The sequence below is a fragment of the Ancrocorticia sp. genome, from assembly GCF_052089425.1.
Lineage (GTDB): Bacteria > Actinomycetota > Actinomycetes > Actinomycetales > Actinomycetaceae > Ancrocorticia.
The window spans coordinates 134,959-159,227 of record NZ_JBQCZW010000003.1 but is presented as its reverse complement, the minus strand read 5'-3'; the positions used below and the strand labels follow the sequence as shown (position 1 = coordinate 159,227).

The following is a 24,269-nucleotide window of genomic DNA, read 5'->3' as shown; positions in this document are numbered from 1 at the left end:
AGTGTCACCAAAGTCCTGATACAGAACTGTCACCAAAGTCCTGAGACATCACACGGTCACATACGCACAGCTACTACAACATACGGAGGTGAGCGGACGTGCAAGATCAAACTCCCACCTCACAGCGCAGATTCAATTCCGCATGCTGTGTAAGCCGGTCACATACGCACGGCTACTACAGCATACGGACGTGAGTGGATGGAGAGCCCGTGTTGGGTGGGAAACGTGTTGGGTGGGAACTTCGCCTAGTGCGCTGCACATCACTCAGGGTTGTGCGGAAACACCGCGGGCCGCCAGATCACGATCTCGGCACGGGCATGGGGATAGATCTCTGATCCAACAACCCGGCCGCCAGATCTGGGCTCTTGTCCACGGCCGCCTGCGCCTTGCCCGCCACCGGCGCCTTGCCCGCTGCCAGCACCCTGCCCACGGCCATCCGCACTCTGGGCACGTGCACCAGAGCTCGATCCGCGGGACCCGGAATCCGCACCGCGACCCATTCGCCGGTCACGCAACTCCTTGGCGCGCCTAAAGAGCGTGACATCACCATCAACATCGGCAGCGAACACCCGCTGGTCCAGAGCCTGCCTGCGATCTAGCCGGTCCTGAAGATCTCGCGCCCGCTTACGCAGCCGAGTGTTCTGCTGGCGGAGCTGTTCGTTTTCCACCTGTAAGGCGAAGATCCGGGAAATCCCGGCAAGATTGATGCCCTCGCTCTGGGAGAGCTCCTGTATCGCCGTTAGCTTGTCAACATCAGCAAGGGAGTACCGGCGCCCACCGCCGCGCGTGCGCTTGGCGGGCACCAGCCCCATGCGGTCATACTGGCGGACTGTCTGAGGGTGCATGCCTGCCAACTCGGCGGCTACGGACACCGTCAGAATTGCGGCATCACGCCCAGCGATCGCCATGTTAACTCCTTGCTAATTTCATGAACTCCGCACGCGGATCGGCATCTCGCGTTGCGGCGGCGAACAGCTCTGCCGCCCGCCGAGCCTCGTCAGACATCTTCTTAGGAACCATCACCTTCAAGCGTACATACATGTCGCCACGCGTAAGCTTGCCTTTGGCTAGGCCACGATGCTTGACACGCAGAAGCTTGTCCGTAGATGAGCCCTCGGGAATCTTGACTGACACGTTCTTTCCCTCGAGTGTAGGTACTTCAACCGTGCCGCCGATTGCCGCTTCCCCGAAGGACACGGGAACATCCACGTACACGTCGCTGCCACGAACCTCGTACACAGGATGCTTTTCTACGTGGATGGTCACGAGGATATCGCCAGCTGGGCCACCGTTTGCTCCAGGCCCACCCTTGCCGCTGATGCGAATCTTCTGCCCGTTGGATACCCCCGCAGGAATCCGTGCAGTGACAGTACGCCCATCGGCACCTGTCATTTTCACGGTTGTTCCGGATACGGAATCGCGCAGCGGGATGGAGACCTCACTGGCAAGATCCTGACCACGTTGCGGGCGCCGGGAGGAACCAAATCCACCACCCCCACCGAACATGGAGAAGATATCCTCGAAGCCACCAGCGCCTCCGGGATTCGTGGAGAAACGCACGTTTCCACCGTTTCCACCGCTCGCGCCAGGTCCACCGGCTCCCCCTCCAAACATGTTGAAGATGTCCTCGAACCCAGCACCGCCCCCGTTGCTTCCGGCAGCAAACCTCGGGCCGCCGCCTGCAAGCGCACGGATCGCATCGTACTGCTTACGATCCTCCGGATTGGAAAGAACCTGATAGGCCTCTCCAATTCCCTTGAACCGATCTTCAGCCGTCTTATCGCCGGGGTTGCGATCCGGATGATACTGCTTGGCCAGTTTGCGGTAGGCCCGCTTGATCTCATCAGCTGAGGCGTCCTTAGACACGCCTAAGACCTTATAAAAGTCTTTCTCCATCCAGTCTTGACTGGCACCTGCCATCACGCCTCACCTCCTTTGAAAGGTGCGCCACCTCGAAAGGTGGCGCACCAACTAATCTCACTCAGGGGATACCACTCCCACACGCGCTGCGCGCAGAAGCTTTTCACCCTGACGATATCCCGGTTGAATCAGCGCAAACACCGTTTCGGATGTTGCATCATCCGAGGTTTGGTGCATGAGCGCCTCATGAATGTTCGGATCGAATTCGTCTCCTTCAGCGCCAAAGCGTTCTACCTGATAGTTGGTAGTGAGGATCTGTTCGATCTTCTCGGCAATTTGTCCCGTTGGTCCTTCAAGGTCTCCGTGTTGGCGAGCCAGCTCGATATCGTCTAGCACAGGGAGGAGATTATCGATCACTGACGCGATCCCCTCATCCTTTCGCGTGACGCCTTCTTGCTTCGAGCGGCGCACGTAGGAGTTGTACTCCTGCTGGACGTTATAGATGTCAGCACGCGCACGGGCCAACTGGTCCTCAAGCGAAGAGATGGTATTCATCGCCTCACTTAACGGATCCGTGAGCTCTTCATCCATGCTCTCAGCTCCGTCCAAACTCGCGGCTTCTCCCGAACCCTGAGCCCCGCCAGATTCAGCGGACACACTGGATTCAGAGGATTCCCCAGAGTCTCCAGCACTGCTCGCACCGGCGCCTTCCGCGGCGGCCGAAGCCTGAGCCTCAGCCGCCTCGTCAGACTCTCCGGGAACCTGATTCAGGTTCTCTTCACTCACTTATTATCATCCTCATCATCAATGATTTCGGCGTCTACAACGTCATCATCCGAGCCACCCTGACCGGCAGCGCCAGCCTCCGTGAAGCCCTCAGCGCCTTCGGCACCAGAACCATCCGCCTGAGCAGCCGAGTACAGCGCCTGCCCGATAGCCTGCGACTTCTCGTTGAGCTCCTCGAGAGCGGACTTGATCGCGTCCGTGTCCTCACCCTTCAGAGCCTCACGCACCTTGTCGGCGGCTTCGCGAACGTCAGTTGCAACTTCGTCTGGCAGCTTATCGGCATTGTCCTTGAGGAGCTGATCGATGGAGTACACCGTCTGCTCGGCCTGATTACGGGTCTCGGCTTCCTCGCGGCGGGCGGCATCTTCTGCCGCGTGCGCTTCGGCCTCCTTGACCATGCGGTCAATGTCTTCCTTCGGAAGGGCAGATCCGCCGGTAATGGTCATGGACTGCTCCTTGCCCGTTCCCTTATCGGTTGCGGACACGTGCACGATGCCGTTGGCATCGATATCGAAGGTGACCTCAATCTGGGGCAGGCCACGAGGAGCCGGCGCAATCCCGGTCAGCTCGAAGGTGCCAAGCGGCTTGTTATCGCGGGTGAACTCGCGCTCGCCCTGGAATACCTGAATTGCCACGGAAGGCTGATTGTCCTCAGCGGTGGAGAAGGTTTCGCTGCGCTTGGTCGGGATAGCGGTGTTGCGCTCGATCAGCTTGGTCATGATGCCACCCTTGGTCTCAATACCAAGGGATAGCGGCGTCACGTCAATAAGCAGCACGTCCTTGCGGTCACCGGTGATAACGCCAGCCTGCAGGGCAGCACCCACGGCCACAACCTCATCGGGGTTGACGCCCTTGTTGGGGTCGCGCCCGTTGGTCAAGGACTTCACAACATCCGTCACAGCCGGCATACGCGTGGAGCCACCAACCAGCACAACGTGATCAATTTCGTCAATCTTCACGCTCGCATCACGAATGACGTTGTGGAACGGAGCCTTAGTCCGCTCCAGCAGATCCTTCGTCATCTCCTCGAACTTCGCGCGGGTGAGGGTCTCATCCACGTGGAGAGGAGTGCCGTCGGCAGACATAGAAATGTAGGGGAGCGAAACATTGGTCGTGGTGGCCGAAGAAAGCTCCTTCTTCGCCTTCTCGCCGGCTTCACGCAAGCGCTGCAGCGCAATCTTGTCCTTGGACAGATCCACACCGGAGGAGGACTTGACCTGCTGAACCAGCCAGTCCACTACGCGCTGATCCCAATCGTCGCCGCCCAGCTTGTTGTCACCGGACGTGGCGCGAACTTGAATCGTGGAGAACCCGTCGTCGTCCTTACCAACCTCCAGAAGCGAAACGTCGAACGTGCCGCCACCAAGATCGAACACAAGGATCTCTTCGTCCTCTTTGCCCTTCTCAAGCCCGTAAGCCAGCGCGGCCGCGGTTGGCTCATTCACGATGCGCTGGACGTTGAGGCCAGCGATGGAGCCAGCATCCTTGGTTGCCTGGCGCTGGGCATCGTTGAAGTAGGCGGGAACGGTGATCACAGCATCGGTCACAGGTTCGCCAAGGTAAGATTCCGCATCCTTCTTCAGCTTCTGCAGAATGAAGGCGGAAATCTGCTGCGGGTTGTACTTGGTCTCATCGATCGTCACGGACCAATCGGTACCCATGTGACGCTTGACGGACGAAACGGTCCGATCCACATTCGTCACAGCCTGATGCTTGGCCACCTCGCCAACAACAACTTCACCGGTCTTTAGAAAGCCCACAACCGATGGGGTGGTGCGCGAACCCTCAGCGTTCGCGATGACGGTGGGCTCACCGCCTTCCAGAACTGCTACGCAAGAGTTCGTGGTACCAAGATCAATACCAATTGCACGTGCCATGTGATTCTCCTTGTCATTTCCAACCGCTTTCGCGGCGTTACATCAATAGTTTGTCTGGCGGAAGAACTTATGTCCACTAAGCTCTCCCATTCTTGAGTCCACCATACTCAACTTTAGAGGAGTAGATTCTATTCCCAAGCACTCATAAAAGGCGAGTTTTCAATGATTTTCGACGACGACGACGGCCCGCATCCAGCCTCTGATCGCCGTTGGCTGATTCATCACAGGCGGTAGGTGTGACGCAAGACATATAGGTCACGGGGTTCCATTTACGCAACATTTACGGCACGATATTCATTGAGGTTAGGAACACCTAACTCGGAAGGAGCCTCATGAAGTCGGTAGCTGTTGTGGCCACAGATCGCCCAGTGCGATATGGCAAGCAGTTGGTTGGCCACATGAGTCGCAAGATTCTGGGTGAGTGGACCGGAGAATCTGGTCATCTTGACTTCCATGGCCGCGGAAAGGTCCATCTTTCCGCTGGCGATGATGTCCTTACGCTAGAACTTGTTGCTGACGATTCAGAAGCCGCACAGCTCGAAGAAGTCGTTGGCGTACATCTAGCACGATTTGGTTCGAAAGATGCGCTGACAGTCTCTTGGAACCGCGAATCGGGTGAGGCGGGAACCGTTCAGGGCCCGTACTCAGAAGAGGATATGAAGGCCTTCGCCGAGGCACGTAAAGCTCGGCAGAAGTCATAACTGAATATCAATAAAACTAAGTTGCGCCGCTCGGACCCTTGCTGACACACCTCCCGAGCGGCGCATCTTTATACTTTAACCGGTTTTGCGCCCAGAGAGAACACGTGTCGCTAACCGGAGTTCGTTCAACCACATGCCCAGGACAACGCGATGTATGTGACGATCCTCTCTCCGTGCGGGCCGGTGGTCACACAGGATCGCGCCGGGTTGGGCAGCTCATGCATCGCGGGCCACCTCGGCCGCGGCCGAGCTGACTGCCAGAAATCTCCGAAACGTCAACTCCATTGGCACGCAGGAAATCATTGCAATGCGAGTTGTGGCTGTAGGCAATGACCTTTCCCGGCTCGACAGCCAGAACGTTGAACCCGTCGTGCCACTGCTCGCGCTCTGCTTCCGTGGGCGATGCCTCCGGCGTCAACACGCGTACTGACGCGCGGCCCATGGCTCCGGCAATGACATTCCACATCTCATCAGGAGCATGGGTGGACACGCTGAGCCGTCCTGCGGCAGCGGGGGTCACCACCATTGATTCCATCTGCCCCGGATAGGCCAAGAAGGACTCGGGATCCACCATCGTGAGGATCGTATCCAAATGCATGAACGCCCGCTTTTTCGGGACATTCAGTGCCACAACCCGCTTGGCGGGGCTTGAGGCGAAGAGATCTGCGGCTAGGCGTTCCACGCCCTGAGGCGTTGTGCGCTCGGAGATTCCCACAAGCACGGTGTTGTCATTCAGGACGGCGATATCGCCACCTTCGATCGCAGCCGGGCCATCTGCCGTGCCATTGTTCCAGCGGTGGGTGGCGGCAACAGCAGGGTGCCACGTGTAGATGATGGTCATGTTGACCGTCTCCCGGCGCCGCGCCCTGCGATTCAAGGAGTGTACGGACACGCCGTCGTAAATCCAAGCGGAGGAATCACGCGTAAAAAGGTGGTTTGGCAGGCAGGAGAATGTCATGTCTCCGGGACCGAGAGCCGCTAAATAGAGAGAAGAGGGAGCCTCACCCTGCGCAGCCACCAACTCATCTTTGGTCAAGCCACATATGAGCAGTTCAGCCAGCGCTTGAGGTGAAAGCGTTGCGGCGTAATCAGCAAGAGCACCTGCCACGGCAACTCCATAGGACCGAGGATCGAAGGTAGTAGTCAGCGCATAGTCGCGCGCCTCGGAGTTTTCTAGGGCTTCAGCGAGCAACTCTTCTAGGTAGAGAATTTCGGTGCCATTTTGCCGAAGTGCCGCGGTGAATCCATCGTGCTCAGCCTGAGCCTTCTCCACCCACGGCACGTCATCATAAAGCAACGAATCCATCGTGGATGGAGTCACCCGCGCGAGCTCCCTTCCTGGCCTGTGAACAATCACTTGGCGCAAGCGCCCGGTCTCGGATGCGATACCCATGACACCCATAGTAACGGTAGCGATGGAGGGGACGAGCTCACACCCGTCCCCTCCAGTGCCAGAGCTAGAGCTAGAACCTCAGTAGATCGGTTCTCATCAGTTGAATCAGATGCCGGCGCCGATACGTTCGGAGAACTCCACCAAACGGTTAGAGAAGCCCCATTCGTTGTCATACCAACCCAGAACCTTGACTTGGCGCCCAGCAACCTCGGTCAAAGGCGCGTCAAAGATCGTCGAATGCGGGTTACCAACGATGTCAGAGGACACAATCGGGGCCGTCGAGTACTGCACGTACTTGGCCAAGCTTCCAGATTCCGATGCTTCCTTGAATGCCGCGTTGACCTGCTCAGCACTCACCTCTCGAGGAAGTACCGCTGTGAGATCGGTAATCGACCCCACCGGAACGGGAACGCGCAGGGCAAAGCCCGTGAGCCTTCCATCCAGTTCCGGGATCACTGTTCCGATCGCCTTGGCAGCGCCGGATGAGGTAGGGATCGTGGAAAGTGCTGCCGCACGTGCACGCCGCAGATCTCCATGTGGTGCGTGATGCAGTTTCTGATCACCGGTGTATGCGTGAACAGTTGTCATGAGCCCAGTTTCGATCCCGAAGGAATCATTGAGAACTTTGGCCAGAGGTGCCAACGAGTTCGTGGTGCACGAGCCATTGGAGAATACGTCGGAGGAGGCGGGATCAAGATTCTCATCGTTGACGCCCAGCACGAACGTTGGCACGCCGCCCTTCGCCGGCGCAGAGATAATCACCTTTTTGGCGCCACCAGTTAGATGAGCGCGAGCCTTCGAGGCATCGGTGAATCGACCTGTGGATTCGATGACTACATCGGCTCCCACATCGCCCCACTTGATAGCGGCTGGATCTGGCTCGGACAATACCTTAATGGGGCGTCCGCCCACATTGATCACGTCGCCCTCAGATGAGACTCCGTCCAGATGCCCTGAGATGGAGTCCCACTCCAGCAAATCGGCAAGAGTTGACGGATCGGTGAGATCGTTGACCGCAACAATCTCAATGTCCGCCTCATTTGCCAGCGCGGCACGCAGGTAGGTCCGGCCGATTCGGCCAAATCCATTGATTCCAATTCGTACAGTCATGTCAATATTCCTTTCACACGTTTAATAGTTGAACGTCGTTAACGGCTAGACATTGTTCACAGGTGGGCATTGAGTAGATCAAGGGCTGCCAAACGCGCCCGATCAAATGGACCCCTATCTTGGGCTGCGATAGCCAATACGTAGCCCCCTTGGATCGTCACCATGAGCAAATCGGCGAGCCTGTCAGGGTCGAGATGATCAGGAATTTCCTTATGCTCCACGGCCTCGCCGATAACTTTTACCAGCATGGAATGCACCTGCGCGAAGGCCTCATTAATAGGAGCGAGCATTTCTGAATCGTTAGCCACTTCGGGATCCTGAGTAAGCCGACCGACTTTACAACCAAGCAGCGGCTCATGTTCGCGGCTGAGATAAGCGGTGAGACGTTCCATCGGGCTTTCGGACCCCAGAAGCACATCGCGGGTGGGAGGGAGCAAAGCATCGCAGTTGTGTTTGATTGCGGCGATGCCTAGGTCACGCTTTGAGGGAAAATGATGGTACATACTTCCTTGGCCCACTCCCGAGCGCTCACGCACTTCTCGAGGGCTTGTTGCTGAGTATCCACGCTCCCACAACAGGTCACTCATCGCTTCGATCAATCGGTCTCTGGAATCCACATAAAACACTGTACCTATAGGTAGGTACAGATTCAAGAGTGACGAAGCAGGCGTCGGATCAAGGCAGGGCCGGTGTCGCAGGCGAGTCAGGCGGGCCAAAGTGAATCAGACGAAGTCAGGACTCCTGGTGCGAATCAGACGAAGTCAGGACGCGCCAGAACAACTCACGATGGGCCGGAGTGAACCTGAGGCACCGGAATATAGCCGGAGGTACCGGTGAAAGTCAGGAAACCGGGGCCAAACCGTGAGCGGCGGCAACAGCACCATTCACAACTCGCCCAGCATCAACATTCAAGCCCTTGGCCAGTGCCTCATCTTGCACGAGCGCCAGCTTCCCCTTGCCCGCTAAGGCCACAACGTAGCTCATGGTGGCATTCGTCAGAGCAATGGTGGACGTGCGCGGAACTGCACCCGGCATGTTCGCCACGCAGTAGTAGATCGAGTTGTGCACAGCGAAGGTCGGATCATCGTGTGTGGTGGGGTGTGATCCCTCAAAGCATCCGCCCTGATCGATGGCGATATCCACCAGTACGGATCCTGGACTCATCGCAGCAACCATCTCATCAGTGACAAGTTTCGGAGCACTGGCACCGGGGATCAGGACCGATCCGATCACTAGATCGGCGTCCCGGACTGACGCAGCAACCGTTTGCGGCGAAGAACGGAGGGTTGTCACGCGCCCGTCAAAGCGCGTTTCAAGATACGCCAGCCGGGCAAGGTCCACATCCAAAATCTTCACTTCAGCACCCAACCCGATCGCATTGGCCGCAGCGTTTTCTCCCGCCGTACCCCCCACCGATCACCACAACATGTGCCCGCGGCGCCCCGGGGATCCCTCCGAGCAACAAGCCCCGCCCACCGTTGGGTTTCATCAGCTCGTTGGCTCCCACTTGGGCAGAGAGCCGTCCGGCGATAACAGACATCGGTGCCAGCAACGGAAGTGACCTGTCTGGTAGTTGGACAGTCTCATACGCTATGGCCGTGGCACCGGAGGCAACCAACGCCTCCGTGAGCGGGCGGTCGGCGGCCAGATGAAGATAAGTAAAGAGTATCTGCCCCTCGCGGATCAACGGGTACTCGCTGGCGATAGGCTCCTTGACCTTGAGAATCATCTCCGCGCGAGCCCACACCTCTTCCGCTGTGTCCACAAGGCTGGCACCGGCGCTGGCGTATTCCTCATTGCTAAACGAAGAATCGATTCCGGCTCCCATTTCAACAAGAACTTGGTGGCCTAGCCCCGTCAGCTCAGCAACTCCGGCTGGCGTGGCGGCTACGCGGAACTCGTTGTTCTTGACCTCTTTCGGAACTCCTATGAGCATCCCATTCTCCTATCGCGAATATCTGACACATGTTGACGAAGTAACGAGCGGACCAGCCAACGGCTGTGTATTAGCGGGCCGCTAAATTCTTCCTGATTCCAACTTACCGCAAAGAAGCAAAACTCGAGCCCGCTGGCTATGCATGAGAGCTTGCATGAAAGAGAATGGACAGATAGATGGATAGGCAGGCCGTGGGCCGCACATCAGGCAGCACCGAGGAAGGTGACGCAATGGCCGAATATGATGAGATACCGCTGGATGATCGCGTCATGCAGGCGATGGCAGAGGTCCCCCGCGCGGATTTCCTTCCTGAAAGCGTCAAGCACCTTGCGCACTACGACGGCCCATTGCCGATAGGCGAAAGCCAAACGAATTCGCAACCTTACACGGTGGCATTCATGCTGACGCTGTTGGACGTTCAGCCCGGCCTGAGGATCTTGGATGTCGGTTCCGGCTCGGGGTGGACCACCGCGCTTCTGGCGCGCCTCGTGGGCGAATCCGGCACAGTATGGGGCGTGGAGCGCCGTGCACCCCTCATCGAACGGGCGCGCGAAGCACTCGCCAAACATGCGGGTTTCGATCACGCCGGCGCAGGCAACCGCCCCAGCGACGCCATCCACCCTAACACCGTTGATCACGCCAGCACCGTTGATCACCCCACGTCCGGCGGAGCGCACATCCTTGAGGCGGCCTCCGGGACCCTGGGGCTACCGGAGGAGGCGCCCTTTGACCGAATCCTCGTATCGGCCGCGGCTCCGCAGATTCCTGACGTGCTCTGCAACCAGCTGGCCGATGAGGGGATCATGGTAATACCCGTGGCCACCACGATGAAGCGAGTGATGCGCCGCGATGGGGGCGTTGAGATCAGCAATCACGGCGCGTTCCGATTTGTCCCGCTCGTCGAAGATTAGTGGCGGCAACAGGAGCGGAACACCTACAACCACACGGGCTGAACTATCAAGACTACGGGAGTAAGACCTAGTACCGAACAGCGGAAGCTAAACCCAGTTGAGGGAGCCAAGACCCGAACTATGTGTCAGCATGGGAGTTAGACCTGTTGGCGAACAGCAGGTGCCGGGCGGAACACACCGGGCCCGTGCCTCCATCGGAAGTAGCCTAGGCAAGCGGCAGTGAAGGGGAGCCCGAACCACAGGGCCGCATTCTGGGCCGGATCGAAAGCAACACCCACCAGAGAGATTCCCAGAAGCGTCAGCGCCACAATCGGCACAATGGGGAACAGTGGAGAGTGATAGGCCAAGTCCTCAACACTGCCGCCTTCCCGGATATACCGGCGGCGGAAAGCGATATGCGAAGCGACGATGGCAATCCACACAGCCACAACCGCAAACCCGGCGATCGAGACGAGTGCGAGGAAGAGACTGCCGGGGGCGACGATGCTGGAAAGCAACGAGGCAAGGCCACACGCCAGTGAAATACATAGAGCAATCAGCGGAATACCGCGGCGAGTAGTGCGAGCAAGTATCTTCGGGGCTTGGCCTTCGGCAGCAAGAGAATGAAGCATCCGGGAACAGGAGAAGAGCCCGGAGTTACCCGCCGAAAGAAGCGCGGTGATGATCACGAAGTTCATGACGTCGGCCGCCCCCGGCAATCCGACCATCTCAAATACGGTGACAAACGGGCTTTCGTCCGTGCCGGCTGTTTCAAAGGGGACAATGGCCGCGATCACGAAAATCGCGCCAATGAAGAACACCGTCAGGCGAATGACCGCAGTATGCACGGCTCGGGGAATAGCCCGCGAAGGATCCTTGGCCTCGCCGGCAGCAACGCCAATCAATTCAGTGCCACTGAAGGCATAGAACACGGCGAGGATTGTGATGAATACGCCGCCGAACCCAGTGGGGAAAAGCCCTTCCGATGTGGAGAAGTTGCCGAGACCGATAGAGCCATCCACCAGAGGATTCAATCCGAGAATTGCCGCACCGCCAACGATAATGAGTGCCAGTACGGCGACAACCTTGACAAGCGACAGCCAGAACTCGCTCTCCCCGAAAACGCGTGATGAAATGGCGTTCGTTGTGAAAAGCACTGTGGCAAATATCAGACACCACACCCACACGGGAACACTGGGGAACCATCGCTGCATGAGGATTCCCGAGGCCGTGAACTCGCTGCCGAGCGCCACCGCCCAACACATCCAGTACAGCCAAGCAGTTGCAAAGCCCCAAGCGGGCCCCAGGTTTCGGGTGGCATACACATGGAATCCGCCGGATACCGGGTACACCACCGCCAGCTCACCAAGACACGTCATGACCAGATAGGCAACCAAGGCGCCAACAGCGTACGCCAGCACGGCCCCGAGCGGTCCAGCCTGCGAAATCGTGTAGCCAGAAGAGACGAACAGACCGGACCCGATCACGCCGCCCAGTGCGATCATGACGAGGTGACGGGATTCCATTGTGCGCTGGAGATTGGAATGCTCGGTGGGCTGATCCGCCGCCGCGCCATTGCCAGCGGCGCCACTTGCCAAGGCGCCACTTGCCACGTCACTGCTCACAGCGCCACTAACGGCACCGCTTGCAGTACCACTAGAGCCACCTACTGACTGCGGGGTATGAGAATCTGGGACATTCACAGTGATCCTTCTGTTCGCACCTATGCTAGGACTCAACCTATGGGATTAGAGGGGTATTGTCTTGCGGTACTCAGATACTGAGAAGTTTTCCCGTATCCTCAGGCTATGACTGCAGCGGCCGATACCTCTCCCAACGCCTCCTCTTCCAACGCCTCCTCTTCCAACGCATCCTCCCTCGACGCCCTCCTCTCAACAGATCGCGCGGTGATGTTGGATGGCGGTTTGGGCACCCATCTGGCGGCGCGTGGAAACGACATCACGGGCGCCCTGTGGTCCGCCACCATACTTCGCAACAATCCCAGCGAGGTTCGCGCCGCCCACGAGGATTTCTTCCGAGCCGGCGCAGATGTTGCCACCACATGCTCGTATCAGGTGACGTTCGACGGTCTAGAACAGGCGGGAGCCACCGAAGCCCAAACCGAAGAGCTTTTACGGGAAAGCGTGCGCGTTGCCCGCGAGGCCGCCGATCTCACACCACCCGTGGGCCGCAAGCGCCTTGTTGCCGCATCGATTGGCCCCTACGGCGCAGGTCCAGGCCCAGGTACCGAATATGACGGCCAGTACGGCCTAACCGTCACCCAGTTGCAGAAATGGCACCGCCGCCGCATTCAGGTGCTAGCCAAATCTCAGCCCGATTTCCTGCTGGCCGAAACGATTCCAAGCATCCTTGAGGTGGAGGCGCTAGCCAAAGAACTCGAAAAGATACCCCTCCCCGCCATCCTCAGTGTGACCGTGGCGGACGGCCAGCTACGCGATGGAACGCCCCTTGCCGAGGTAGCCCAGATTGCCGTCAACACGCCATCGATACGCGCCATCGGCGTCAACTGCTGCAGCGCCGCCGATGCACTGGCCGCCCTCCGCGCCCTCAGGCCGGTCACCAACTTGCCCTTTGCGGCCTATCCAAACAGCGGCGAAGAGTGGGACCATGAGGCACGCGCATGGACCGGCGCCGCTGGGCCATCCTCGATCGCCGATTCAGTTCCCGCCTTAGTCAACGCCGGTGCCCGCCTTATAGGAGGCTGCTGCCGCGTGAGCCCCCACGACATCGCCACCATGGCGAAGGCCGCCGCACAATGGATGTAGCGCCATGGTTGTAGCAAGCTAAGCTCGCCGCCATCGCCGTCGCCGTCGTCGTCCTAAAAACCAAAAACCGGAAGCGCCCGCACAACTCAACGTGTGCAAAGCGCTCCCGGCTCTAGGCCAACTAGCCGAAGCTAGCAACACCCGGTGGAAACGTTATCTTCATCGAATGCGGCGCGATCGCGCCAGAACTCGCGTTCGGACATCGGTTCGTGATCCGGGTGCTCACGGCGGTGGCGTTCCACGTAGTGTTCGTACGCGGATTCTCCCGTGAAATCGCGCCAGAGGCCGCGCCACGTGTGGAGTTTCGCGCGAACAGCTTGGGCAACGGCCGCGTGAACGAGGTGGCCCATGGTTACTTGGCGTCCTCTTCGTGGTGGCGATGATGCGCCGTGTGCCCGGGGATCAGGTTGGGATCGCCGGTCAGGGTGTATTCCTTGCCCAGCTTCTTGTCCAGCTTGGATGCCACGAGGGTATGCGGGGCAAAGAAGTTGGACTCCTGAATGGGATCCTCGGACGTGGTGGTGTCCTTGGTTCGCAGGGTCTTGACGATCCGAAGCAACGCACACACGATAACGAACGCAACACACACAAGGAACACGATGGACATGGTCCCCTGAATGAACGTGTTGCGGATGATATCGCCCTGAATCGAGATCGCCTCCGGATCGGTGAGCGTATCGCGCAGAGCCCGCGCATCGCGCCACTGCTGCCAGTAGCCGATATTGGGATCCGCAGAGAAGATCTTCTGCCACGACGCCGTGAAGGTTACCGCCGTATCGAATACGAACGGAATGGCAGGAATCCACACCCACTTGGCGTATCCCTTGCGCACCACAACAACGCAGCACAGCAGCAAGGCAACCGCCGCTATCAACTGGTTCGCGATGCCGAACAACGGATACAACGTCTGGATGCCGCCTCGCGGATCGGTCACGCCCATCAAGAGCATGGAACCCCACGCCGCCACAACAAGGGCGGTGGAAAGCCATGCACCGGTGCGCCATGAGGGATCACGGAACTTCTTGCTGAAGGCGCCCAACGCGTCCGAGACTTGGAACCGGGCCACACGGGTGACGGCATCAACGGCCGAAAGAATGAACAGGGCCTCAAACATGATGGCGAAGTGGTACCAGAACCCCATCATGGCGCGCCCGCCACCGATCTGGTGGAGGATGTTCGCGATTCCGACGGCCAGCGTTGGAGCGCCACCGGTACGGGAGGTCACGGACGGCTCGCCCACATCGTTGGCCAGCATTTCGAAGGCCTCGCCATCGTAGTACATCGTGTCAACGCCATCTTCATCCCACGAATCCCACGCAGCGCGAATGGAATCTCCGCGGGCATCGGTGACGCCAAGGTTCTTGACGGCCTCGGCGGTGATGTCACTGCGGCTATCGGTGGTTTCGGTGATCGCGGTTCCGGCCAGATTATCGATCGTGGCCTCAGAGGTGTTCATGCCGAAGTAGATGCCTTGGTTCAGCGAGGCGGCGGCTGCGAGAGCCATCACGGCCACGAAGGATTCCATGAGCATTCCGCCGTAGCCGATCATGCGGACTTGGCTTTCCTTCTGAATCATCTTCGGTGTGGTGCCGGAGGAAACCGTTGCGTGCATTCCCGAGAGGGCACCGCAGGCAATGGTAATGAACAGGAACGGGAACAGCGTTCCAGCGAACACCGGCCCCTCCGTGTTCGAGGCAAACTCGGTCACGGCTGGCATCTCCACGATGGGCCGCACCACGATAATGCCAACGGCCAACACAACGATGGTCCCAACCTTCATGAAGGTGGAGAGGTAATCGCGCGGGGTAAGAAGCACCCACACCGGCAAAACGGCGGCGAAGAAGCCGTAAATGATCATGCACCACACCAGAGCGGTGGGGGAAAGATGCAGGTACTGCTGTCCAAAATCGGATTCAGCAACCCAGCGCCCGCCAATGATCACGGCCATGAGCGCACCGAAACCAACAAACGAAACCTGCGTGATCTTCCCCGGCTGGACGAATCGCAGCCACAACCCCATGCACACAGCAATCGGGATGGTGCAGCCAACGGAGAACACGCCCCACGGAGATTCCGCCAGAGCGTTCACACAGATCATCGCCAGCACGGCAAGAACGATCATGAGCATAACCAGCACGATGATCGTGGCAACCGTGCCGCCCACCTTGCCAATTTCATCCACCGCCATCTGGCCGAGCGAACGCCCGCCGCGGCGCATGGAGAAGAACAGCACCAGCATGTCCTGCACGGCGCCAGCAACGCACACGCCGAAGATGATCCACAGGGTGCCGGGCAGGTAGCCCATCTGAGCGGCTAGCACGGGCCCGACCAGCGGTCCAGCACCGGCGATCGCAGCGAAGTGGTGACCATAGAGCACCACGCGATGTGTGGGATCGTAATCCTTGCCGTTGTTGATGCGCTCAGCTGGGGTGGCATTCGAATCGTTCGGCCGCATGATCTTGCGCTGAATGTACAGCCCGTAGAAACGATAGGCGATCGCGTACGTACACACGGCGGTGATCACGAACCACACCGTGTTCACCTGTTCACCGCGAATAATCGCCAGAATTGTCCATCCCGTCACGCCGAGTGCCGTGATCAGCACCCAAAGCAGGATTTTCTTCCAGGTCCAATTATTCTGCGGCTTCACGCCAACCGGGACACCCGCCTTGTTGCGGATGATGAGCTTCTCTTCCTCGACTGTGTAGGAAGGAATCTCAGTAGAGTTTTGCTGCTCCATTGAAACTCTCGATTTCTTAGACGGTGAACTCGGGCCACCTCGGCCCGCGAATAAGTCTAGGGACGCTCTATTGCCCTCCCTAGGCACAAGTACCTGAAAGAATCTGGGGTACGTTACGAGTGTATGCCCATTGCAGCGATTAATCACCCTCAAAAAGCGCGAGATTTCGCCATTTACTCGGTAATTACTCCGGCGATACTTTGAGGAAAATGAGTGAGGAAGCCCGCAAAGAAACGTATACGCCCGGCTCCGGAGACGTCTCCGATTTTAAGTTTTCGACGACGACGACGAACGACGACGAGGGCAGTACTAAATCTTGCGATCACTGCCTGCCACCATGCCAATCAGCATGACGAGCGCTGCCAGCACGATCGCCAGCGTGATCACGGCGTTCCATCCCAAGGCATCGCCCAGTGCTCCACCAAGGGTGGGGCCCACAGCCGCGATCATGTAGCCCACCGACTGGCTCATACCGGACAGGCGGGAGGATTCGTGGGAGTTGCGCGTACGTGTGTTAATGAAGGTCAGGCTGAGCGCAAACGTTGCTCCCGATCCTGCGCCCATGATGATCGCCCAAACTAGTGCGAGGCCGGGAGCAAAGAGGAATCCTGCAAGGCCGATGATCCACAGGGAACAGGAGGTCAAGGCCGCTAGGCGCTGATCGGCGCGCTCTCTCTGAAGGGCAGTAAGCGCCAGAGTGGCCACCAATCCGGCGATCTGAAAGAAGGACATGTGAACGCCGGCAAGTTCGGGGGCAACGCCGTGGGTCTGCTCAATTTCTGGCAACCACTGGACAAACATATAGAAGAGCAAGCTCTGTGTGCCCATAAAGGCAGTGACCGCCCACGCCAGAGGATTGGTGAGGATAGGACGTTGAGCGGCAGCTGGCCCGTCCACAGCTCCACGTAGCCCACGTGGCGCGGGAGCCGAACCGGCCGTGGTGCGGGCGGCTTCGGAGAAGGTTCCGCGCGCATGCATGGAGATCCCCCACGCGAGGAGTCCTATGAGCGCCATGAACGCCCATATCCCGAGTCCGATCTTCCACGATGTTGCCCCGGTGATCGGCACAACGATTCCGGCCGCAATGGCCGAACTGAGTGTGAGGGTGGCGGAATAGACGCCTGTGACAGTGGCGGCGCGAGTTGGGAAGTCTCGCTTGATGATAGGCGGCAACGTGGTGTTGAGGATACCGATCGCTAGCCCGATCCCAACGGTGCCGATCCACAGGCCAACACCCGGCACGAATGACCGAATGATGAGCACCACCGCGAGCGCGCTCAGGCCCGCCACAACGGTGAAGTCCAGACCAATTCTCCGGATGATCCAGGGGGTGACAAGCGCACCGATGCCCATACACAGCACAGGGATAGACGCCAAGTACCCCATCCCCGGAGTGCTCAACCCAGTATCTTCCTGAATGAACTGAGTGATCGGACCAACCGAGGTGAGCGCTGGCCTCAGGTTGAGCGCAACCAAAACAATCACGCCGATCATTAGCGCCGAAAACTGGCGTCCAAGTTTCACGGATCTTCTTCCTTTGACGGTCAACAAACCTGCCTAGTCTCCCATAGACTAGACACCATGAGCGTAACAATCGGCGTTGATGTTGGCGGCACCAAAATAGCTGCGGGAGCAGTTTCCGAATCTGGCGAAATCCTTGCGTATGTTCGCAAGCCCACTCCCGCCGGAGATCCTGACTCCGTCGTGGCGGTGATCACTGAGTGCGTCAATGAGCTTGGGAAGTCATATGAAGCCGAGGCCATCGGGATTGGCGCAGCCGGATTTGTGGATGCGGACAGAAAGTCCGTTGTGTTCGCCCCCAATCTGGCGTGGCGAAACGAGCCCCTCGCAGTCCGGGTCTCGGAGCGGACGGGACGGGCCGTCGTCGTCGAAAATGATGCGAACGCAGCTGCTTGGGCAGAATTCAGGTTCGGGGCGGCCTCCGGAACAAAATCGGCCATCCTCGTCACCGTGGGAACCGGAATTGGCGGCGGCGTCATCATGAACAACCAACTCCTGCGCGGGGCGCACGGGTTCGCCGCGGAAATCGGCCACATCGGATTGGTGCCGGACGGAAAACTGTGCGGGTGCGGGCTCAAGGGGTGCTGGGAAGCCTACTCATCCGGGAACGCGCTGGTGCGCGCGGCCCGCGAATTCGCCACCGAATCCCCCGCCGTGGCCACACGCCTGCTGGAGCTGGGCCGCGGAAAGCCCGAGGGCATCACGGGGCTTATGGTGACGCAGGCCGCCCAAGAGGGTGATGCCCTTGCCGCCGAATGCTTCAACCAGATCGGCTACTACATGGGCAAGGGGCTGGCGGATCTGGCAGCCCTGCTGGACCCAGAAATGTTCGTGCTGGCCGGCGGCGTGTGTGAAGCCGGGGATCTGCTGCTGGATCCCACCCGCAGATCATTCGAAAGCTCGCTGACCGCACGCACGTTCCGCCCCACCATTCCGATTGGCGTGGCAACACTTGGCAATGAGGCCGGGATCATCGGAGCCGCGGATCTGGCGCGTAGCTGATCAAACGCGCACACGTGGCGGTGCCGCTTAGCGCGGCGGGGCTAGCCAGCCTTCTTCCGTGCCAGTGCGCCCGAACCGCGTATACTATGCGAGGCGCGCCACACCGCGGCCCGCCCACGTCACCTACAGAGGACTAGCCTGAAGTTATGCAGATTTCACCGCAGCTGACCACAATGGCAGACGGCACTATCAAACAGCTGAACCCGTTCTCTGGCACCGAGGTATGGACGGTTCCTGGCAGGGCGAACAGGCCGCTCGCCGTTGCCGTTCCGGATGCCGCGCCTATTGAGGACCGGGATAAGGCGTGTTCGTTCTGCAGCGACAGGGTGCTTGAGACGCCTCCAGAAAAGGCCCGCATAGTTCGTGATGGCGATACCGGCAAGATCCGCCGCGATACTCGCGTGGATGATCTGGCCGAGCCATGGGAATTTCGGCGCATCCCCAACCTGTTCGAAATCGTCTCCTACGATTACTGGACAAAGAACTATGGCTACCAGATGCCAGTGGCGGCCCAGGAACGCATGGAGCGCTACCTCTCCGATCCGGCCGGTCGCGCCCACATTCTCTCCGTCATCGAACGAAAGCACATGGGCGAAAAGCTGGAAGAATGGCAAAAGCTCGAGTTGGCCAAGCCGTTCTTCGGGGGATGCCACGATCTTGTGGTTGCCCAACGGCACTTCGTGGAGGGCGCGGAGGATTCCTCGCAGCTCGCCTCCTCCGGTACGCTCACGCCGCTCGAACACCTTTGGTACATGCGCCTGACGGTTGACACTATGCGGGATATCTACGAAGCCAACCGCTACGCCAAGTACGTTCAGGTGTTCCAGAACTGGCTGAAGCCTGCCGGCGCATCCTTCGATCACTTACACAAGCAGCTCGTTGCCATCGATGAACGCTCCGTCAACGCCCGCATGGAAACCCCTAAGGTCCGCAACAACCCCAACCTGTACAACGAAGTGGCCGTGGATTATGCAGGCTTCCAGAACCTCGTGATTGCGGAGAACAAGAACGCCGTGGCCATCGCCGGCTTCGGGCACCGCTACCCCACTCTGGAAGTTTGGTCCCGTTCGGCCAACTGCCAGCCCTGGGAGCACAGCAATGAAGAGCTGCGTGACGTCTCCGATCTTGTACATGCCATGCACGCCGCCACCGGCCCTCACATCCCCACCAACGAGGAATGGTACTGCCAGCCCCGCGATCTGGACGTGCGCATGCCGTGGCGGATCCATCTGAAGTGGCGGGTTTCCACCCTCGCGGGATTCGAGGGTGGCACGAAGATCTACGTCAACACCATCGATCCGTGGAGTTTGCGCGATCGCGTTGTTCCCGCCCTACTGGAACTGCGCGCCGAGGGCAAAATCGCCCGCGACATCAACATCGCCACCGAATGCGCCTGCAGGGTCAACTCGCTGAGGTACAACCGCGCGCTGCACTAGGGGCTTTCTCCGTGATGGGCCGCCGCGCCGTAGCCTTCCGCGGCCCCAGCTCGGCATATGACAGTAGCTCGGTCATATCCGGAGCTACTCGCGTATTACGATCCAGAATCCACCTAATCGATCCGATTGCGCTTGGCAACTGGCGTGAAGGCCAGAGCAATCGACGCGCACAGCGCCCCGGCCAGAAACACGAACATCGCGGGTACCACGCCAATCACGCTAGCCAAGAACCCGGCGGTCACCGAACCGATGGGCATGACGCCCCATACGGCGAACCGGAACGTGGCGTTGAGGCGCCCCAGCAAGTAGCGAGGACAGATCCGCTGGCGCAGGCTGAGCTGCACAATGTTGTAAACCGTCTGGAACAGTGATTGGAAGAAGCCGACACTCACTAGAACAATCCAACCGTTAGCCCCGGCAAGCGCAGCAAAGGGAAGGCCGAAGTTGATGAGGCTGGCCGTGATGCTGAACGCGGCGATCGTGTGCCCATCCCCAAGGCGTGCCACAACACCCCGATTGATGCCAGCCCCAATCAGGCCTCCCACGGCGCCGAAGGATAGAAGTGTGCCAAGCGTTTGGGCATCAAGCCCCATCTCGCGCAGCGCCAACACGGGTAGCAAAGTGAAGACCCCCTGCCCAAACAACGCGTTGAAAGCGATACACACGAACAATGGGCCGAGCAGCGGCTCATTCTTCACGTAACTGATGCCGTCTCGGACTTGGTGCCATAGCACTGTGTCCTTCGGCGGATCGGGTTTCTCTTCCTTGCCGGGGATCGAGGCGATGGCCGCCGCAGAAAACCCGAGCGTACCCACCGTCAGCCCAAACGTGACCGGCGCACTGAATACCCCAATGAGCCATCCGGCAAGCCCGGGCCCACCCACTCGCGCCACTTGGAAGGACGCTTCGAGCCGCCCGTTGGCTTGGCCAATCTGGCTATTTCGGACGATTGAGGGAACCAGCGATTGGTAGGCCACGTCAAAGAAGACAGTCCCGAAGCCAAAGATCGTCACCACGATCATCATGTGATAGATCGTCAGCGCATCACATGCCCACGCGACCGGGATGGAGGCAAGTGCGAGCATGCGGGCCAGATCCGCAACAATCATCGTGCGGCGCTTTCGCCAGCGATCCACCCATGCGCCCGCTGGCAGCCCGATTAGAAGGAAGGCGAGAGTCTGCAAACCGTTGAGTATGCCCACTTGGCCCTCGGTGGCATGCAACACCACAATGGCCGTGGTGGATGTGGCCAGCCCGGCCACTTGGAAACCGAACTGGCTGGCGGTTTCGCCTGCCCATAGGAAGTTGAATGCACGATTCTTATTGAGGGATCCGGGTGGATCGGCAAGCGTTGCGGGTGCGTCACGGCGCCCCGCTGGATTCGTCAAGCCACCCGCGAGTACCGAACCCTCATCGTATTCGGAGGGTTCAATAGGCGCGTTGAACTGATCACGGGTGTTTGAAGGCACCCGACTATCCTAGCTGGAGTCTCCGCGCCCGGCGCACCTCTTCCCAGCACCAGATCCACACCAAACACATGAACGCCCTGCGGCCCTCCCTCTACAAGACGCGCCACACCTCGATACAATAGAGCCATGCCAAAATTAGAAGAAACGGCACTCGTGTTCGAGGGTGGCGGGATGCGCGCCAGCGGAACATCGCCGGTAGTGGTCTCCCTGATCGAAAACAACATCGTGTTCCCGCATGTCTCGGGGATATCGGCTGGATCCTCGAATTCCATCAATTACTTGGGAGGGGACGTCCAGCGTACGAAGGAGTGCTGGGTGGATTTCCTCGGCAGCCCGCAGATCGGCGGCCTTGGCACGTTCGTGCGCGGCGAAGGCTACTTCAACGCAGAATATATCTACGAAACAGCCACGATGCCGGGCCAACCTCTGGCCTATCCCTATCAGGCTTTTCAGAACCATCCAGCCAACCTCCGGATCGGCGCCTACCGTGTGGAGGATGGCCAGGAAGTCTACTGGGACAAGGCTTCGATCCGCAGCCAAGAGGACCTCATGAAGAAGGTTCGCGCATCATCCACGATGCCCGGCCTCATGCTCCCAATCGAGGTGGATGGCGATCTGTACATGGATGGTGCGCTGGGCCCATCGGGCGGAATCCCGCTGGATGCCGCGATGGCGGACGGCTATGAGAATTTCGTGGTGGTGATGACCCGCCCGCGCTCCTACCGCAAGTCCGCCCCGAGGCGCCCGGAGCTTCTCCGCCGCTATTTCCGCGAGCACCCCACGGTGGCCGAGGGCCTCATCAACCGGTGGCAGCACTACAACCGCACGCGTGACCGCCTGTTTGAGCTGGAACGCGAGGGCCGCGCTTGGCTTTACTTCCCGGACAAGATGATGGTCTCCAACCATGAGAAGAACGTGGCGAAGCTTCAGGCCAACTATAATGCGGGCGAGGCTCAGATCCGCCGCATGTTCCCGGATCTCCTTCGCTTCCTCGAACTCTAGGCTGAAGCGCCCACGACCTTCTCGGTGAGGGTGAATCCGGCGGATTCGAACACCTCACGGATATGGTGCTGAGTGGGCAGCAGTTCGGTCCGGATCCGCTTAGCACCTTCGCCGCGCAGCCGCTCCCCCAGCGCGATGAGTGCGCCGCGCGAATATGAATGGCCGCGATAGGGCCTGTAGATGTATAGCTTCCAGAGTTTGGCGTGGCTCCCGTCTATTTCCACCCAGATTCCGCCCACCACCTGCGTTTCGGTACAGATCGCGAGAACCTCGTGTCCGGGGGTGGAGACGCCATCGTACAACGTCCGGCGCATCGTTGCCTCGGCGTCCTTACGTAGTTCGTCCGCGGTTTGATTGAGTTCGACGACGGAGCGGTGCCTGCCCCACGATTCACAAATTGCGTCAGTGAATTCGCCCAGTTCGCCGGCGCTCATGGACCGCAGGAAAACATCTGTTCGTTTGAGCGGCTCTTGGCCCTCTTCTTGGAGGCCACCCAACACACGAACGTGAGCGGTCAGGTAATGCCCGATCTCCCGCAGGGCCAAGGCGTCAAAGAATTCGAAGCTGTCTCCGTGGGAAAATCTGTGGACTAGGATCTCCTTGCCGCCCATGATGGCGGCCAGCGCGTCAACCCATGGTTCCACCGGAGGCTCCACGTACACATCCACCAGCGTGGTATCGATCCATAGCCATTGGTCAAGAGAATCGTTGACGAAGATGCGCGAATCGCATGGAGTGCCCACGCGAAAACGCTGGAGCTGGGTGGCCCTGAAAGATTCCACGGCTGACGGGCGCAAAGCACCGCTGTCTCGCCGAATGCGCGCCATATGATCAACGAGCCGAGGTGCCAGCTGCGCCACCTCAATCGCGGTGATCTCCCGTATTGCCATGCCTCAAGAATACGGGACTAAGGTCTGAAGCGGCCAGTTTCGCCAGATTTGCACGGGGTTTGAGAAGGGCTGGGGATTCTCTCAGGAGCCACCAGCGTGCACTGGCTATTCGTAGCTGGGCCAGAAATCCGCGGGTGTATCCGGGCACGCAGTGTAGATCTCGCCTAGCTTGGCATGGTCGGATGCCAACTCACCTGTCTTCAAACTGTCATATGGATTCCATGCGATTCCCTCAACCACCATCGCATCAACCCAAGATTCCTTACTTGGCGGCTCTTCCACCACGTAACCAAGTTCCTCAAGGCACGGCACTACTGTGGAAATATCGTAGTCATACAGAGTATCGAGCGCTTCTCGCGGGTATGGACCACTCGTGACCGGATCGATTGGATACTGAAGCTCACAGATAGTGAACGCCCGATTATTTGCGGGTATCTGATCATCAGGTACCGATTCCGTCCACACCGAACCATCAGCACTTGAATAGGCATCAAACCCCTGAGCCCTCAGACATTGAGCCTGAACTTCCGGCATCTCTTCAGGTTCAGGAACTCGAATAACCGGGTAATCCTCCAAATCAATATCGAGGTCCACCCCATATTCCTGAGCATTCGCAGTGCTCTTCGCCAAAAGTTCAATCCGATAGTCCTCAATCAGTTCATCGCGCGACTTGCCATCCAACTTATCGTCCCAAGTCTCCGGATAGCCGTCCGATGCCTCTTGTGGAGACGATTGGCCCGTGGCTGAGTTCTCAGCCGTTCCGGTCCCACAGCCAGCGATCAGCAGCACCGGTATTACAACTGTCATCGCTACAATGTAGCGTCGCATGAGACCTCCAACCTCTAAAACCTCTAAAACCTCTAAAACCTC

General features: G+C 59.0%; 22 protein-coding genes. 6 read left to right on the top strand and 16 right to left on the bottom strand.

The window, feature by feature from the left end; all coding sequences use genetic code 11:
* Positions 1–260 precede the first annotated feature (260 nt).
* From ACTHV6_RS02490 to dnaK, 4 genes are read right to left on the bottom strand one after another with little or no spacing between them, the layout of a single operon-like run.
* A complete protein-coding gene (locus ACTHV6_RS02490; protein ID WP_441385679.1) occupies positions 261–908 on the bottom strand; it encodes a heat shock protein transcriptional repressor HspR in 648 nt (215 codons plus the stop codon).
* A 1-nt stretch (position 909) separates the two neighbouring features.
* A complete protein-coding gene (locus ACTHV6_RS02485; RefSeq protein WP_441385678.1) occupies positions 910–1,920 on the bottom strand; it encodes a DnaJ C-terminal domain-containing protein in 1,011 nt (336 codons plus the stop codon).
* A gap of 57 nt (positions 1,921–1,977) precedes the next feature.
* On the bottom strand, positions 1,978–2,646 hold the full coding sequence (locus ACTHV6_RS02480; protein ID WP_441385677.1) for a nucleotide exchange factor GrpE: 669 nt from the start codon (positions 2,644–2,646) through the stop codon (positions 1,978–1,980).
* Positions 2,643–4,523 carry a molecular chaperone DnaK gene (gene dnaK / locus ACTHV6_RS02475; RefSeq protein ID WP_441385676.1) on the bottom strand — a complete coding sequence of 627 codons (1,881 nt, stop codon included), beginning with the start codon at positions 4,521–4,523 and terminating at the stop codon, positions 2,643–2,645. Before dnaK ends, ACTHV6_RS02480 begins: the two co-directional genes overlap by 4 nt.
* A 332-nt stretch (positions 4,524–4,855) precedes the next feature.
* Here dnaK and ACTHV6_RS02470 point away from each other — a divergent pair, with 332 nt between their 5' ends.
* Positions 4,856–5,224: a DUF2218 domain-containing protein gene (locus ACTHV6_RS02470; protein ID WP_441385675.1), complete on the top strand. Its 369-nt coding sequence runs from the start codon at positions 4,856–4,858 to the stop codon at positions 5,222–5,224.
* 187 nt (positions 5,225–5,411) lie between these two features.
* Here ACTHV6_RS02470 and ACTHV6_RS02465 read toward each other — a convergent pair whose 3' ends face one another.
* From ACTHV6_RS02465 to ACTHV6_RS02445, 5 genes are all read right to left on the bottom strand, one after another.
* Entirely contained in the window at positions 5,412–6,617 is a 1,206-nt protein-coding gene (locus ACTHV6_RS02465) for an arginine deiminase (protein WP_441385674.1), read from the bottom strand.
* A 105-nt stretch (positions 6,618–6,722) separates the two neighbouring features.
* On the bottom strand, positions 6,723–7,727 hold the full coding sequence (gene gap / locus ACTHV6_RS02460; RefSeq protein ID WP_441385673.1) for a type I glyceraldehyde-3-phosphate dehydrogenase: 1,005 nt from the start codon (positions 7,725–7,727) through the stop codon (positions 6,723–6,725).
* Between the two features lie 56 nt (positions 7,728–7,783).
* On the bottom strand, positions 7,784–8,344 hold the full coding sequence (locus ACTHV6_RS02455; protein WP_441385672.1) for a TetR/AcrR family transcriptional regulator: 561 nt from the start codon (positions 8,342–8,344) through the stop codon (positions 7,784–7,786).
* 223 nt (positions 8,345–8,567) lie between these two features.
* The gene (locus ACTHV6_RS02450; protein ID WP_441385671.1) at positions 8,568–9,083 is read right to left on the bottom strand and encodes an alanine dehydrogenase; all 516 of its coding nucleotides are present in this window, start codon (positions 9,081–9,083) and stop codon (positions 8,568–8,570) included.
* 1 nt (position 9,084) lies between these two features.
* Entirely contained in the window at positions 9,085–9,663 is a 579-nt protein-coding gene (locus ACTHV6_RS02445) for an alanine dehydrogenase (RefSeq protein ID WP_441385670.1), read from the bottom strand.
* Positions 9,664–9,839: 176 nt separating this feature from the next.
* Between ACTHV6_RS02445 and pcm the strand changes: the two genes are divergently transcribed.
* Positions 9,840–10,574, top strand: coding sequence for a protein-L-isoaspartate O-methyltransferase (pcm, locus tag ACTHV6_RS02440; protein ID WP_441385669.1), 735 nt, complete (start codon positions 9,840–9,842; stop codon positions 10,572–10,574).
* 137 nt (positions 10,575–10,711) lie between these two features.
* On the opposite strand, the gene ACTHV6_RS02435 is transcribed toward pcm, so the two are convergent.
* The gene (locus ACTHV6_RS02435) at positions 10,712–12,256 is read right to left on the bottom strand and encodes an amino acid permease (protein WP_441385668.1); all 1,545 of its coding nucleotides are present in this window, start codon (positions 12,254–12,256) and stop codon (positions 10,712–10,714) included.
* A 105-nt stretch (positions 12,257–12,361) separates the two neighbouring features.
* Here ACTHV6_RS02435 and mmuM point away from each other — a divergent pair, with 105 nt between their 5' ends.
* Positions 12,362–13,339, top strand: coding sequence for a homocysteine S-methyltransferase (mmuM, locus tag ACTHV6_RS02430; protein WP_441385667.1), 978 nt, complete (start codon positions 12,362–12,364; stop codon positions 13,337–13,339).
* A 131-nt stretch (positions 13,340–13,470) separates the two neighbouring features.
* Here mmuM and ACTHV6_RS02425 read toward each other — a convergent pair whose 3' ends face one another.
* From ACTHV6_RS02425 to ACTHV6_RS02415, 3 genes are all read right to left on the bottom strand, one after another.
* On the bottom strand, positions 13,471–13,689 hold the full coding sequence (locus tag ACTHV6_RS02425) for a YbdD/YjiX family protein (RefSeq protein ID WP_441385666.1): 219 nt from the start codon (positions 13,687–13,689) through the stop codon (positions 13,471–13,473).
* Positions 13,690–13,691: 2 nt separating this feature from the next.
* Positions 13,692–16,079, bottom strand: a complete 2,388-nt coding sequence (locus tag ACTHV6_RS02420; RefSeq protein ID WP_441385665.1) for a carbon starvation CstA family protein — start codon at positions 16,077–16,079, stop codon at positions 13,692–13,694.
* A 309-nt stretch (positions 16,080–16,388) separates the two neighbouring features.
* Positions 16,389–17,603, bottom strand: coding sequence for an MFS transporter (locus ACTHV6_RS02415; protein ID WP_441385664.1), 1,215 nt, complete (start codon positions 17,601–17,603; stop codon positions 16,389–16,391).
* Positions 17,604–17,660: 57 nt separating this feature from the next.
* Here ACTHV6_RS02415 and ACTHV6_RS02410 point away from each other — a divergent pair, with 57 nt between their 5' ends.
* Together ACTHV6_RS02410 and ACTHV6_RS02405 are read left to right on the top strand one after the other, a co-directional pair.
* Complete coding sequence (locus tag ACTHV6_RS02410) at positions 17,661–18,602, top strand: ROK family glucokinase (RefSeq protein WP_441385663.1); 942 nt, start codon at positions 17,661–17,663, stop codon at positions 18,600–18,602.
* Between the two features lie 146 nt (positions 18,603–18,748).
* Positions 18,749–20,038, top strand: coding sequence for a DUF4921 family protein (locus tag ACTHV6_RS02405; protein ID WP_441385662.1), 1,290 nt, complete (start codon positions 18,749–18,751; stop codon positions 20,036–20,038).
* A gap of 113 nt (positions 20,039–20,151) precedes the next feature.
* On the opposite strand, the gene ACTHV6_RS02400 is transcribed toward ACTHV6_RS02405, so the two are convergent.
* Positions 20,152–21,507, bottom strand: a complete 1,356-nt coding sequence (locus ACTHV6_RS02400; protein WP_441385661.1) for an MFS transporter — start codon at positions 21,505–21,507, stop codon at positions 20,152–20,154.
* A gap of 126 nt (positions 21,508–21,633) precedes the next feature.
* Between ACTHV6_RS02400 and ACTHV6_RS02395 the strand changes: the two genes are divergently transcribed.
* Entirely contained in the window at positions 21,634–22,509 is an 876-nt protein-coding gene (locus ACTHV6_RS02395; RefSeq protein ID WP_441385660.1) for a patatin-like phospholipase family protein, read from the top strand.
* Here ACTHV6_RS02395 and ACTHV6_RS02390 read toward each other — a convergent pair.
* Complete coding sequence (locus ACTHV6_RS02390) at positions 22,506–23,399, bottom strand: GNAT family N-acetyltransferase (protein ID WP_441385659.1); 894 nt, start codon at positions 23,397–23,399, stop codon at positions 22,506–22,508. The two genes, ACTHV6_RS02395 and ACTHV6_RS02390, sit on opposite strands and share 4 nt — an antisense overlap.
* 105 nt (positions 23,400–23,504) lie before the next feature.
* Positions 23,505–24,227 (bottom strand): hypothetical protein, encoded by a 723-nt coding sequence (locus tag ACTHV6_RS02385; RefSeq protein ID WP_441385658.1) that lies wholly within the window; start codon positions 24,225–24,227, stop codon positions 23,505–23,507.
* Positions 24,228–24,269 lie beyond the last annotated feature (42 nt).

Bases quoted from the DNA above. Each gene is read 5' to 3' on its own strand.
- ACTHV6_RS02490 (WP_441385679.1), bottom strand. From the start codon at position 908: ATGGCGATCGCTGGGCGTGATGCCGCAATTCTGACGGTGTCCGTAGCC.
- ACTHV6_RS02485 (WP_441385678.1), bottom strand. From the start codon at position 1,920: ATGGCAGGTGCCAGTCAAGACTGGATGGAGAAAGACTTTTATAAGGTC.
- dnaK (WP_441385676.1), bottom strand. From the start codon at position 4,523: ATGGCACGTGCAATTGGTATTGATCTTGGTACCACGAACTCTTGCGTA.
- ACTHV6_RS02470 (WP_441385675.1), top strand. From the start codon at position 4,856: ATGAAGTCGGTAGCTGTTGTGGCCACAGATCGCCCAGTGCGATATGGC.
- ACTHV6_RS02465 (WP_441385674.1), bottom strand. From the start codon at position 6,617: ATGGGTATCGCATCCGAGACCGGGCGCTTGCGCCAAGTGATTGTTCAC.
- gap (WP_441385673.1), bottom strand. From the start codon at position 7,727: ATGACTGTACGAATTGGAATCAATGGATTTGGCCGAATCGGCCGGACC.
- ACTHV6_RS02445 (WP_441385670.1), bottom strand. From the start codon at position 9,663: ATGCTCATAGGAGTTCCGAAAGAGGTCAAGAACAACGAGTTCCGCGTA.
- pcm (WP_441385669.1), top strand. From the start codon at position 9,840: ATGGATAGGCAGGCCGTGGGCCGCACATCAGGCAGCACCGAGGAAGGT.
- mmuM (WP_441385667.1), top strand. From the start codon at position 12,362: ATGACTGCAGCGGCCGATACCTCTCCCAACGCCTCCTCTTCCAACGCC.
- ACTHV6_RS02425 (WP_441385666.1), bottom strand. From the start codon at position 13,689: ATGGGCCACCTCGTTCACGCGGCCGTTGCCCAAGCTGTTCGCGCGAAA.
- ACTHV6_RS02420 (WP_441385665.1), bottom strand. From the start codon at position 16,079: ATGGAGCAGCAAAACTCTACTGAGATTCCTTCCTACACAGTCGAGGAA.
- ACTHV6_RS02410 (WP_441385663.1), top strand. From the start codon at position 17,661: ATGAGCGTAACAATCGGCGTTGATGTTGGCGGCACCAAAATAGCTGCG.
- ACTHV6_RS02405 (WP_441385662.1), top strand. From the start codon at position 18,749: ATGCAGATTTCACCGCAGCTGACCACAATGGCAGACGGCACTATCAAA.
- ACTHV6_RS02395 (WP_441385660.1), top strand. From the start codon at position 21,634: ATGCCAAAATTAGAAGAAACGGCACTCGTGTTCGAGGGTGGCGGGATG.
- ACTHV6_RS02390 (WP_441385659.1), bottom strand. From the start codon at position 23,399: ATGGCAATACGGGAGATCACCGCGATTGAGGTGGCGCAGCTGGCACCT.
- ACTHV6_RS02385 (WP_441385658.1), bottom strand. From the start codon at position 24,227: ATGCGACGCTACATTGTAGCGATGACAGTTGTAATACCGGTGCTGCTG.